This is a genomic window from Macrococcus equipercicus, assembly GCF_004359525.2.
Taxonomy (GTDB): Bacteria; Bacillota; Bacilli; order Staphylococcales; family Staphylococcaceae; genus Macrococcus; species Macrococcus equipercicus.
Genome location: NZ_SCWC02000001.1, coordinates 35,455 through 48,413 on the forward strand (window position 1 = coordinate 35,455; position 12,959 = coordinate 48,413).

8 protein-coding genes are annotated in these 12,959 nt (G+C 43.7%); 7 read left to right on the plus strand and 1 reads right to left on the minus strand.

Going from position 1 to position 12,959, the window contains the following annotated elements:
• The first annotated feature begins 99 nt into the window (after positions 1 to 99).
• The 6 genes from ERX35_RS00190 to ERX35_RS00215 all read left to right on the plus strand — a co-directional run bounded on the left by ERX35_RS00190 (position 100) and on the right by ERX35_RS00215 (position 10,738).
• The gene (locus ERX35_RS00190; protein ID WP_170234485.1) at positions 100 to 4,554 is read left to right on the plus strand and encodes a SpaA isopeptide-forming pilin-related protein; all 4,455 of its coding nucleotides are present in this window, start codon (positions 100 to 102) and stop codon (positions 4,552 to 4,554) included.
• A 52-nt stretch (positions 4,555 to 4,606) separates the two neighbouring features.
• Positions 4,607 to 6,100 carry a SpaH/EbpB family LPXTG-anchored major pilin gene (locus ERX35_RS00195; protein WP_149457890.1) on the plus strand — a complete coding sequence of 498 codons (1,494 nt, stop codon included), beginning with the start codon at positions 4,607 to 4,609 and terminating at the stop codon, positions 6,098 to 6,100.
• A gap of 66 nt (positions 6,101 to 6,166) precedes the next feature.
• Complete coding sequence (locus ERX35_RS00200; protein ID WP_246143092.1) at positions 6,167 to 7,042, plus strand: class C sortase; 876 nt, start codon at positions 6,167 to 6,169, stop codon at positions 7,040 to 7,042.
• The gene (locus tag ERX35_RS00205; RefSeq protein WP_149457891.1) at positions 7,042 to 7,866 is read left to right on the plus strand and encodes a class C sortase; all 825 of its coding nucleotides are present in this window, start codon (positions 7,042 to 7,044) and stop codon (positions 7,864 to 7,866) included. Before ERX35_RS00200 ends, ERX35_RS00205 begins: the two co-directional genes overlap by 1 nt.
• 183 nt (positions 7,867 to 8,049) lie before the next feature.
• On the plus strand, positions 8,050 to 9,564 hold the full coding sequence (locus tag ERX35_RS00210; protein WP_149457892.1) for a malate:quinone oxidoreductase: 1,515 nt from the start codon (positions 8,050 to 8,052) through the stop codon (positions 9,562 to 9,564).
• 136 nt (positions 9,565 to 9,700) lie between these two features.
• Positions 9,701 to 10,738 carry a family 20 glycosylhydrolase gene (locus ERX35_RS00215; RefSeq protein WP_149457893.1) on the plus strand — a complete coding sequence of 346 codons (1,038 nt, stop codon included), beginning with the start codon at positions 9,701 to 9,703 and terminating at the stop codon, positions 10,736 to 10,738.
• A gap of 37 nt (positions 10,739 to 10,775) precedes the next feature.
• On the opposite strand, the gene ERX35_RS00220 is transcribed toward ERX35_RS00215, so the two are convergent.
• Positions 10,776 to 11,258: a DUF805 domain-containing protein gene (locus tag ERX35_RS00220; protein WP_149457894.1), complete on the minus strand. Its 483-nt coding sequence runs from the start codon at positions 11,256 to 11,258 to the stop codon at positions 10,776 to 10,778.
• A 228-nt stretch (positions 11,259 to 11,486) separates the two neighbouring features.
• On the opposite strand from ERX35_RS00220, the gene ERX35_RS00225 reads away from it, so the two are divergent.
• Positions 11,487 to 12,923 (plus strand): NAD(P)H-binding protein, encoded by a 1,437-nt coding sequence (locus tag ERX35_RS00225; RefSeq protein ID WP_149457895.1) that lies wholly within the window; start codon positions 11,487 to 11,489, stop codon positions 12,921 to 12,923.
• The last annotated feature ends 36 nt before the right edge of the window (positions 12,924 to 12,959 follow it).

Below are 12,959 nucleotides of genomic sequence, written 5' to 3' on the forward strand. Positions count from 1 at the left end.
AAGAAAATCAGTTTATTAAAATTTTTTGTGAAATAAGTATTGCCATAGCAAATTAATAAATGGTAATATCAAGAAGCTAAATCGATTATGGAGGAAATTATGATAAAAAAAGTAACAATATTCACCCTTATAGTCGTGTTGTTGAATATGTTTATTGTAGATTATTTCCAGAAAGATGTTTCGGCTGATAGTACAACGCTCAAAACTGATCAGGCCGACGTTATACGAGTAGAGGAAAAAGGGGAAATTAGTAATAAAGTGAACTGGAGCTTAATGATTAATGAGCGAGGTCAAAAACTGGATAACGACACTATCATTCTGACTTTAGCAGGACATCATAAAGTTAACGAAGTAGAATTAGCACAAGCGTTAAATGCTAAAGGTATTGAACTCACAAAACCTGACGTGAATCAAAGTAAGTATGTACTGAAACTTAGTAAACTCGATCAGCCGATCAGTATAGCAATGACTACTGAAACACTTGATGACAATACGAACTATACACTTTCATTGACAACGACCGTAGCAGGACAGAAAAAGCAGGCGAGCGACACCGTCTATCAGAAGATGGACGTGACAGGCAATATCGTCTATAAGAACGTGCCGGAAACAGTGACGAAGCCAGCAGTCGTCATCTCGCTGATCAATAAAACTTCAGGTGCAATTGTTCAGCAGCAGACAATAAGTTCGAATGAAACGACTTATACTTTTAAAGATGTGAACAAGCTGAATGACGATAACCAGCTAGTTGAATATGAAGTTAAGACAGAGCCGCTTGGTAACTATAAGACGACGGTCAATCAATTCGATATCGAGCAGACTTACATGACGACTGAAGTCAAAGGGACAGTGACCAATGAGACCGGTAAACCTTTGACGATTGAGTTTGTTAATCAGGCGACGAAAGAAGCGGTCGACTCAATGACAGTGGATAAAGATGCTGAAACATATGTTGCCGACCAACTGCCTCTGAATGATGAACAAGGACAGAAAATTGCATACGAAGTAAGCGTTCCAGATGTTGAAGGATATGATAAAAAGATCAATGACTACAACATAGCGCTGACGAAATCGGAAGAGCCGACAACAGAAGAGCCGACAACGGAGAAGTCAACGACAGAAGAAGCGACGACAGAAGAGCCGACGACAGAAGAAGCGACGACGGAGAAGTCAACGACAGAAGAAGCGACGACGGAAGAAGCGACGACGGAAGAAGCGACGACGGAAGAAGCGACGACGGAAGAAGCGACGACGGAAGAAGCGACGACGGAAGAAGCGACGACGGAAGAAGCGACGACGGAAGAAGCGACGACAGAAGAAGCAATGACAGAAGAAACGACGACGGAAGAAGCAATGACAGAAGAAGCGACGACGGAGAAGTCAACGACCGAAGAGCCGGTAACAGAAGAGGCGGCGACAGAAGAAGCGACGACAGAAGAAGCGACGACAGAAGAAGCGGCGACGGAAATGCCGGATGCAAAAAGCGCTTCTACTAATGTACCAGTCGTAAAAGCACCTGTAGAAGATTCTGTTGTTTATACACCACCAAAAACTAAAACGTTCAGCTTAAGAACTTTTAGCCTGGCACCAACACTTGCACCAACAACGTTGGCTGCAGCTGCTACAAGTTATACACCGAGCGACTATACGTATACAAGTAACACTTATACTTATGGCAGTAGTTTCTCAGCCACATTAACTGGTGTTATGGCTACTGATCAATCAAAGATAGACTGGACAATGACAATTACAAATAAAACAGGATATATATATACTGCTAATTTGGAAAATATAGTTGTTAATAATTTACAATATATGACTTCTATGAATTTAAATAACACTTCTTACAGTTATTCGAAGAGTCTTTCGATTACAAAAGGAAGTGCAAGTGCATATTCAAATAGTTTTTATTTATATCCAAACGATTCAACGTTTAAGTTTTCAACACCTATCACTAACCCAAATCAGTCCAGTTACTCAATAACTCTAGGGTCATTATATTCTTCAGGTGATTATCCTATGAATTTGACTGGCACGTTTACTTTAAATGCAAAGTCAGCAACGCCTACAGTGAAACCAGTGTCTATTTATGACACGTCAGTCAAAGGAACGGCAGCTCCGGGTGCTGTTGTTAAGGTGATGAATGGTACGACTGAACTTGGAACAGCTACTGCTGATAGTGCGGGGACTTATTCAGTAACTATTCCTAAGCAGTCAGCGGGGACAGTCTTGAGTGTTACTTCTACGGAATCAAACAAACGGGTGAGTGATCCAACAAACGTTACGGTTAGTAGTTCGGTGCCGATTACTATAAATAACATTTATAGCGATCAGACGTATGTAACGGGAACAGCTGAACCAGGCGCTTTGGTTACTATTAAAAATTCAATGGGGACAGTGCTTGGCAGTACAAAAGCATCAACAGATGGATTATATTTCGTTGAACTCTATCGTCCTTTAAGTGCAGGAACTGTCATTACTGCTGAAGCTGTTTCTACTAATGGTTCGAAAACAGCAACAACAACTGTACTTGCTGCTGATTCAAGTGGTACGCCTGGAACAGGAAAGGAAATCGTTGAACCTAGTCCTACCTATAAAGGACCAATATCTGATATGAGTTGGGATGAGAGAGGGTTATACCGCAACCGGGTGCCGCAGCCTGTTGAATATAATGAATCGTTCCAATGGAAAGCAGCACAACCAACTGGAGCGACTAATGAATATGCCATTGATTTAAAAACCCAAGGGCGAGCAAGTGTCTCTCAAGAACCATTAGATATTGTTCTTGTTGTAGATAACTCTGGAAGTATGACTCAAACAGGGTCCAACGGAAAGACACGCTGGGTAAATATGAAAACCAATGTTAATGCGTTTATCGATGAAGTCACTAAAAATAATAGTACATCGAGCGTCAAAACAAGAATCGGTGTTGTTAACTTTGCCTCTATTTTAGTAAGTACTCAAAATTTTTCTGAGAATGCCAGTACTATTAAAGCAGGAATTCCTACGTCCCCTGTGTCAGGAAATAATGCCGGTACATTTACTCAGATCGGTTTACGAGAAGGCAGAAATATGCTTGCTACTTCATCTAATAAAAAAGTGATGATTGTATTAACAGATGGAGCACCGACATTAAGTTATAGAGGTATAAAAGCAACTGGATCAGAAAATATTACTGAATTTGATAATTATGTTAAGGGTAGTGGTAGTTATTTCCAACTTAACAATACTATTGAATATGGTTATGACCATGACTCTTATTACGCTGGTAGCTATGTGATTTCAAATCATGGCCAGCCAACTATCTCTGAGGCTAAACTCATTAAAGCTAACAATCCATCATTTAATATATTTTCAGTTGGTTTGGATACTAAAGTAACATCAGCAGGTGCTACAGTGGCTGAAATGAACAAAGTTCTTACCAATATTGCATCAAAGCCGGAATATGCGTATGCTACTGCTGATTCTTCATCTGAATTGTCTAAAGTATTATCAAATATTTCACAAAGTATTTCCAACAGTATCTCAAAAGGTGTCGTTACTGACCCAATCGGCGCTATGTATGACCTGAATTTAGGAAGCAATAATGTATTCGATAGTTCTGACTATACATTAACAGCATCTGATCCTGCCCTGTTAAATGGTGTCACAGTAACATACGACACTGCTTCAAGGACTATTAAATTGAACGGATTAACTTTAGGTAAAGGCGAATGGGTCAACATCAACTATAAAGTCAAGCTGCGTGTGACTGATGACAACTTTGTTGAAAATCAGTGGTATCCAATGAATGGTACAACAACCTTGAAACCAACAGCAACTTCTACATTGTTAAGAGAATATCCCGTTCCTGAAGCAAGAGCTGCAAGTCCGGTATACAGTTTCACTTTCAATAAATTAAGTGATTCTAATACACCACTAGGCGGTGCTACTTTTGAACTGAAAGATTCAACTGGAAAGATTATGACTCAGACTTCCAGTACAAACGGTCTGGTTAAATTCGATAACCTGAAAAAAGGGACGTATACATTAACCGAGACTGCAGCACCGTCGAACTACAGTAAAGATCCAAAGACATATACGGTTGTTATTGCAAGTAACGGCGATATTAAAGTTGACAATGTACTTTACTCAGGCACAAATGTATTCAAAGTCATCAATAAGAAGGTGCTCGGTTCTATTGAAGTTGTTAAACATCAAAGTGGTGATGAAAGCAAGTTGCTTGCTGGAGCTACTTTTGAACTGAGAGATTCGGCAGGTAAAGTAGTGACATTGACGACTGGCACAGATGGTAAGGCATTGTTCAGTGCATTGCCGCTTGGTAGTTACACACTTGTAGAAACAAAGGCGCCAGCTGGATACCAGCTGAAAACAACACCTGTGAAGATAGATGTGACATCTGCCACTAAAGTAGTTGTAAAGGTAGCGAACCAAAGTAATTCAGCAGTATTACCAAATACAGGTGGGCCAGGACCTTTGTGGTTTTCAATAATTGGCATCTTAGTCATTATAGCGTCACTATTTTCAAGGAAAAAATTTGCACATATGAATTAAGCCGCATCTGCGGATTAATATAAATAAATTATAAAATTATTAGGAGGCATTTATGTCAAAATTATTTAAGCGTTTGTCCCTGTTTTTAGTATTAGCATTACTAGTAAGTATAGTAGCTCCGCTCGGTAAAGCATTCGCAGCAAGTCCTGCAACTAACTTGACTATTCACAAAGTGACCGGTTCATCAGAAATAAGAGCAACCTATGATCAGTTAGTTAACGGTACAGCGCCAGCTGGTTCTCAACCAATCTCCAATATTTCATTTACTTACTGGAAAGTCACTCCGGAACAATTAGCAACAATGAAAGCTGTACCTGGCAGCTTTGATACAGAGTCAGAAGTAACAGGATTAGCGGGAGCTAAATTAGGTACAACTGCTAAAACTTCAGCAAATGGTACGACGACAGCTCCAAACTTAGCTGAAGGTTTCTACTGGTTCATTGAAGATGTAAGTACTGCAGTTAAAACATCAAACGCCGTTCCTTTCGGTCTTGAATTACCGATTACAAATGAAGCGGGTAATGGTTACATTACAGATTTACATGTATTCCCGAAAAATACATTACAAGACTTACCGACGATTGATAAAGACGTCAAAGCAGATGGTACTAAATCAGCTTCATTTGCAGTAGGCGAATCTTTCAACTGGATCATCCAACCGTCAGTACCAAAAGGTATCAATGAGTATACTAAGTTTACTGTTACAGATACGATTGCTTCTCAATTAACATTTGCAGGAACTGATAAAGTCTATGTAGAAGTAAATGGAACTAAACTTGCAGCAGACAACTACACTGTTTCTAATCCTGATGGCAAAGTAGTAATAGATTTCACTGATGCAGGCCGTCAGGCGTTAGCTGCTGCTGGAGATTCCGCTAAGCTGAACATTTTCATTCCTACAGTCATCAATGACACAGCAGTCATGGGATTACCTATTCAAAATAATGCTACATTAACATTTGATAACGGTCATGGTACGACGACAGAGCCTGGTGGTCAGAATCCACCAGTGACACCGCCAACAGTACCGTCCACTGATACACCTATCGTTTACACTGGTGGTAAGAAGTTTGTTAAAACAAATGGCTCAGGTACTAATCTTGAAGGAGCTGTATTCGTTGTTAAAAATGCAGCCGGTAAATATTTAGTTCAAGATGCTAAGTTGAATACAACTTGGGTTGACAGCAAAGATGCGGCAACAAAATTCACTTCTAAAAAAGATGGTTCATTCGAAGTGAAAGGACTATCTTACGGTACAGATGGTTCTAACAATAAAGGTGCAACTGACTATACAATTGAAGAGGTAACAGCACCAGCAGACTATACATTACCGACTAATCCTGAAACATCATTCACAGTAAATGCAACATCTTACTATGCAGATCCTACTGCGGCTCAGTTAACTAGTGCTACACCTAAAGAAATCGTCAACAAAAAGACTGAAATCCCTAACACAGGTGGTATCGGTACAGTGATCTTCACTGTTGTAGGTCTTGCACTGATGTTACTTGCGTTCGTATTATTAAGAAGAAGACAACAAGCTTAACATCATGCTATATAATAATAAGGTAGACTTTAGTCTGCCTTATTTTTTATAAGGAGGAGAGTCATTTTGAGCTCCGAGAAAAAACAGAAAAAGAAAAAGAACAATCGTCTTTCTAATTTAATATTTGCCTTTATATTTCTTATTGGTCTTGGTATATTGATCTACCCGATGATCAGCGCTGTATACTATGATTATGAATCAGGGACTGAAGTGAACGACTTCAATAAAGAAGTGGAGTTATTGTCTGATAAGGAGATTGACGCACGGATTAACAGGGCGAAGGCCTATAATGAATCACTGAGCGGCAATGAAGTGCTGCACGACGCTTACAGCAAGGCAGAGGAAGCGGCGGGTAAGCGGGAGTATGCGAAGATGCTTGAAGTGCATGAGAAGATGGGGCACGTTGAGATTCCGAGGATTCATCAGGATCTGCCGCTGTTTGCGGGGACGACTGAACGGGTGCTGCAGGAAGGGCTCGGTCATCTGGAGAACACATCGCTGCCGGTCGGCGGTGAGTCGACGCATACGGTTATCACCGGTCACAGAGGTCTGCCGGACAAGAAGCTGTTCACGGATCTTGATAAGATGAAGATTGGCGATATGATCTACGTCCATAATATTCAGGGGGTTCTTGCCTATAAAGTGGACCATATTGACGTGATCGAGCCGAGTGATTTCAGCAAGCTGAAGATTGTGAAAGGCAAGGACCAGCTGACACTGCTCACCTGCACGCCGTATATGATCAACTCGCACCGTCTGATTGTCACCGGTCACCGCGTGCCGTATACGCCTGAAGAAGCGAAGAAACATGAGGCAGCACAGGAACCGTGGTGGTATAAATTTCTGAATGTCTACAGAAATTACTTGATTGGTCTTGCTGTAGCGCTTATCTTATACTTATTGTACCGTCTCTGGAATAAGCGGAAGAAGAAGGTAACGTAATGAACAAGTGGCTTGCTGTCGTGCTGTTTTGCGCGGGGCTCTTTATCTGTCTCTATCCCCTCGCTGCGAAAGTGTACTATAACTATGATATGTCGCAGGAGTCTGACGCGCTGAATAAACATTTTCAGGTGGATTCCGACGACCAGAAGAATAGATATACGCAGTTTGAGCAGTACAACCGGCAGATGACGATGAACCAGACGATTGAAGCGCCGGCAGTACAAGTGAAGAAGAATGACAGTGATGATGAGCAGATGATTTCCGATGACGTCATTGCGACAGTGAAGATTCCGAAGCTGAACTTACATTACCCGGTATACGACAAAGCGACGCCGGAAAACTTGAACCGCGGTGTGTCACGTGTTGAAGGCACGAGCTATCCTGTCGGCGGCCGCTCGACAAACAGCGTCCTTGCCGCGCACAGCTATTCGCCTTACCATGAGTGGTTCACGCATATTGACCGTCTGGAAAACGGCGACCAGGTGATCATCAATAACTTTAAAGAGACGTTGTACTATAAAGTGTATGACCGTGTGATTGTGACACCCGACAAAGTGGAAGCGATGGCAGTCAGGCAGGGGAAAGATGTCCTCACACTTCTCACGTGTACACCGTCAGGAGCAGAGCGCCTGCTCATCTATGCCGAGCGGACGACGAAAGACGGGAAGAAAGTGACGCCGCAGCCGGTCCTGCCGCAGCCTATGGTCGAGAAATCGATATGGGAGAAGATGAAAGTATTATCGGATTCCTGGGTTGTCATTGCTGCTGCAGCCTTATTATCTTTCTTATTCATTGTTATGCTGATTCGCCAGAAAGAAAGCTGAAAACCGTTCCTTGCGAGGGACGGTTTTTTGTTTTTCTTCCTATTTAATAAGAACATTCTATGTAACCGCGTACATTTTTCGCGAGAAAGTTGGTTGTTTCCCTATTGATTTCTCTGTAAAAGGTCTATAATAAAAGTCAAAGGGTTTAAGCATGTGATATTTATTTTGGGAGGCAACGGGGTTATGAATTTTGTTAACAGCAGTTCTGCTAAAACTGACGTCATCTTAATCGGCGGCGGAATTATGAGTGCAACACTCGGTGTATTATTGAAAGAATTGAAGCCTGATCTTAACATTAAAATGTTCGAGCAGCTCGGTGAGCCGGCTCTTGAAAGTTCCAATGCATGGAATAACGCAGGAACTGGTCACTCAGCACTGTGCGAACTTAACTATACGACTGAATCAGCTGACGGCAATATCGATGTCAGTAAAGCACTGGACATTAATGAACAGTTCCAGCTGTCTAAACAGTTCTGGACGCATTTAGTGAAGACAGGAAAGCTGAAAAATCCTGAGAACTTCATTAAGACAGTACCGCACATGAGCTTTGTGGAAGGCGCGGACAACATCGATTTCTTGAAGCGCCGTCTTGCTGCGCTACAGGACAATCCACTGTTCCGCGGCATGGAGATCTCTGAAGACCATGCCGTCTTGAAAGAATGGGTGCCGCTCATGATGGAAGGCCGTGATCCGTCAGACAAAATCGCGATCACGAAGATGGATTCAGGGACAGATATTAACTTCGGCCGGCTGACGGTTGATCTCTTCAATCTACTGGCTGAGCAGGGCGTTGAACTGAACTACAACCACGCGGTGAAAGACTTGAAACGCGACGGGCGCGGCTGGAAAGTGAAAGTGCATAACGCCGGCAGCGGTAAGACAGAAGAGCATACAGCGCGCTTCGTCTTCATCGGTGCAGGCGGTTACAGTCTGCCATTACTGCAGAAGACCAACATTCCGGAATCCAAGCACGTCGGCGGGTTCCCGGTCAGCGGCTTGTTCTTAGTGTGCAACAATGAAGAAGTCATCAACAAACATCTCGCGAAAGTGTACGGCAAAGCAAAAGTCGGCGCGCCGCCGATGTCTGTGCCGCATTTAGATACGCGTTACATCGACGGTAAGCGCTCACTGCTATTCGGACCGTATGCCGGCTTCTCGCCGAAGTTCCTGAAAGAAGGGTCATACTTCGACTTGATCGGCTCAGTGAAGCCGAATAACGTGCTGACGATGCTGTCTGCCGGCGCGAAGGAAATGAAGCTGACGCAGTATTTGATCAGCCAGGTCATCCAGTCGCACGAAGACCGTATGGCAGAACTGCGTGAATTCGTTCCTGAGGCGAAGTCAGAAGACTGGGAGATTGTTGTTGCCGGTCAGCGCGTGCAGGTCATTAAAGATACGGACAAAGGAAAAGGCACGCTGCAGTTCGGTACAGAAGTCATCAGTGCTGAAGACGGCTCGATTGCGGCACTGCTCGGTGCGTCACCAGGTGCCTCTACAGCTGTTCATGTCATGCTGAATGTACTGGACAAATGCTTCAAGGACTACATGGCTGAATGGCAACCGAAAATTCAAGAGATGGTGCCGTCTTACGGTCAGCAGCTGGGCGACAATGAAGAACTGTTCAGTAAAGTGAACGAAGAGACGTCAGCAGTTCTGAACCTCGTTAAGAAGAAAGAAACAGTCAGTCAAGAAGTATAATATAAACAAACGGGATGTCATGACTGGTATCCCGTTTGTTATGTTTGTAATTTTTCTGTAAAAGCTGCCGGAAAGAGTAGTCAAATGGCATGATGATTTATATAATTTAGTCCATACAATATAATAGGAGCTGCTCATGATTAAGAAAACGATTCTCTCGACCGTCCTGACTTTGATAAGTTTTATAGTCACTTCTCTGTCAACAGCCGAAGCTGCAGCGTATGACAGAGGCGTTACAATTGATATCGCCCGTAAGTATCACTCCCTCAGCACACTGAAAGCGATTGTCGATGAGATGAAAGCGAACAATGCCGCCTACTTGCAGCTGCATTTCTCAGACAATGAAAACTATGCGCTTGCTTCCCCTTACTTATATCAGACGAGTAATATAACCAACTCGCGTTACTTGACTGCCGGTGAATTAGCGGCATTGATCACTTATTGTAACGACCGTGACATTATAGTCATCCCTGACATCGATATGCCGGCTCATTCTGCTGCCTGGACGGTTAAAGTGGCACCGCGATTAAAAGCAGGTGAGCGCATCACGACTGACTTTGATAGCAGCGTCGTCGATTATTTCGGCAATACGGTCGCACTCACGCACTCAAAAGCACTGCTGACAGAAGTCATGACTCAGTTCAAGCAGCCGAAGTTCTATGGCCGCCAGCGCATCGTCATCGGCGGTGATGAAGTGACAGGTGGTTACGCTTTCCAGGATGAGCTGCTCACTTACATCAATCAGTTAGCGGCACATACCGTGCAGGCGGGATATAAACCCCAGCTCTGGAATGACAGCCTGACTAAGAGCGGCTTAAGCGGCCTGAACAAATCAGTATCCATCTTATACTGGTCACAGCGCGGGGACACTAACGTCACTGTTGAAGATTTCGCCCAGGCGGGTCTCAGCGTTTACAACTATAACGCCATGTCGTTATACTTCCTTCCTGACAGCCGTTGTGCAGCAGATATAACGGAACAGGCTGGTTATATTCAACGTGCTTACAAGATTAATCACTTCTATGAGAACGGTGAGTACTACTATCCTGTCACAACCTTTAACATCGCCGGCTCTGCTCTGACGTTCTGGGGGGAGCATGCGGGGGAACTCTCACAGCAGCAGCTGCTGGAGCAGGAACTGCCGTTGATCAGAAGTTATTTAACGGTGCAGTAATCGTCAAACAATAGCCGGATAGTCACCGACCATCCGGTTATTGTCTTGGATTTAATTCATCAATCACTTCTTTCGGGTCGTGACCGTACTTATTCGGACCTTCTGTCCCGTCAAACGCCAGCACTATAAAGAAGAGAATAGAAACGATGGCGTAGCAGAAGACAACAGCGCCATCTGCTGTGTCATCAAGAGTCATGAATTCTGTAGCATTGAACAGTGCTGTGAATATAAAGACGGGCAGTGCAGTCCAGCCGGTTATATTCAAATCCTGGAGCCGTCTGAATAAGACCGAGAAGAAAGGAATCACCAGTACAGTGTCACTGATGAGCTGCAGGTTGAACAGCAGTGCATGAGGATAGCGGGGGGATATTAATACAGCCAGCAGTAAACCTGCTGCAGCGATTGTCATATGAATAATGAAAGGAACCCAGAATTCTTTTCGTCTTGCCCGCTGATTGAGCACAAAGGCCTGCGTCCAGAATCGTTTGTATGCTTCACGGGCTGTCATTTTGATCTCCATAGTTAACCTCCTTCTAGTGTGAGATATGAAGATGATAACATAGCTGCCTATGAAAGCGACTGAACCAAGGCGGTATTTAAGAAAAGTTTAAGAAAGCGGACGTGTTATAATGGATAGAAAAGTACGAGGCACAGAGTCATCAACTTATTTTAAAACTGTCACTTTTCCATGAACTATTAATGCGCAGTATGGGTATAAACAACTATCTGGATATAGGAGACGATAATCATGAACATATTACTGACAGGTGCTTCCGGTTATATCGGCGGCCACTTACTGAAAGAACTGAAGAAAAATCACCATATCGTTGCCGCGTCGCGCAGTACTAAAAACAAAGAGAATGAAGAAAATGTGGAATGGAAAAAAGTCGATTTGTTCTCGCTGAAAGATGTGGAGGACGCGATGGAAGGCATTGATACGGCAATCTATCTTGTCCATTCAATGATGCCGTCAGCTAAGCTGACGCAGGCATCATTCATGGATATGGATGCGATACTTGCTGATAACTTCGGCCGTGCCGCGAAAACAAAAGGGGTCAAACATATCATCTTCATGAGCGGTATTATGCCGCCTGATGAAGATGAAGAAGATTTATCAGACCACTTAAAGAGCCGGAAAGAATGCGAGAAAATCCTCGGGTTTTACGGTGTGCCGGTCTCGACACTGCGTGCCGGACTCATTATCGGACCAAAAGGATCGTCGTTCCCGATTCTGAAAAAACTGACGGAACGGCTGCCGGCGCTTGTGCTGCCGAAATGGGCGTACAGCAAGACAGCGCCTGTCGCACTGGACGATGTCGTAGCAGGGCTGAAGGCACTAGTTGACCGGGATATAACAGAGAACGAAGTGATTGATATCAGTCATGACGTGACGACATACAAAGAGATGTTCAAAGAAACAGCAGCAGTGATGAATAAGAAACTGCCGATGATCAATCTTCCGATTATTCCTGTCTGGCTGTCAAAACCCGTCGTTCGCCTGATCGCCGGAGAACCGAAAGAACTGGTCTATCCGCTGCTTGACAGCCTGGTCCACGACATGGTGCCGAGCAAGAAAAACTACATGGAAGGTATTTCCAATGCGCCGACGCCGATCAAAGAAAGCATCAAAAAAGCACTCGAAGAAGATAAAGATGATAAGAAGAAAAAGAAATCATCGAAGTCCATTGGTGATGAACTGAAGAAGAGCGATGTGAAATCAGTGCAGCGTATCATGATTCCATCCAGCTGGACGATTGACCAGACAGCGAACTACTATGCCAACTGGTTATCGCGTATCGGTTATTCCTTCATCAATACATCAATTGAAAATGAAAAGCTGATGATCAGTCTGCCGATCTTTAAAGAGCCGATTCTCATCCTTGAGAAATCAAAGGAACGTTCAAGCGAAAACCGGGTGCTCTTCTATATTAGAGGCGGTAAGTTCGCGCGGTCTGTAGAAGGCGGCCGTGCGCGTCTTGAATTCCGGCGTGTGCTTGATACGAATGAATGTTTGATCGCCATCCACGAATATGAGCCGACACTGCCATGGTTCATCTATAAATTCACACAGGCGAGAGTACATATCATCGTCATGACACTGTTCGGCTATGAAACAAAGCTGCTCGCTAAAACACTTGATTCCAAATATTTGGTAGACCGGACGAAACAGCTGGCAGACCGTTAATCACAAACCACCTTGGAGAAACGCCAAGGTGGTTTT

Coding starts and splice junctions, on each gene's coding strand:
- ERX35_RS00190 (WP_170234485.1), top strand. CDS start 100: ATGATAAAAAAAGTAACAATATTCACCCTTATAGTCGTGTTGTTGAAT.
- ERX35_RS00195 (WP_149457890.1), top strand. CDS start 4,607: ATGTCAAAATTATTTAAGCGTTTGTCCCTGTTTTTAGTATTAGCATTA.
- ERX35_RS00205 (WP_149457891.1), top strand. CDS start 7,042: ATGAACAAGTGGCTTGCTGTCGTGCTGTTTTGCGCGGGGCTCTTTATC.
- ERX35_RS00210 (WP_149457892.1), top strand. CDS start 8,050: ATGAATTTTGTTAACAGCAGTTCTGCTAAAACTGACGTCATCTTAATC.
- ERX35_RS00215 (WP_149457893.1), top strand. CDS start 9,701: ATGATTAAGAAAACGATTCTCTCGACCGTCCTGACTTTGATAAGTTTT.
- ERX35_RS00220 (WP_149457894.1), bottom strand. CDS start 11,258: ATGGAGATCAAAATGACAGCCCGTGAAGCATACAAACGATTCTGGACG.
- ERX35_RS00225 (WP_149457895.1), top strand. CDS start 11,487: ATGAACATATTACTGACAGGTGCTTCCGGTTATATCGGCGGCCACTTA.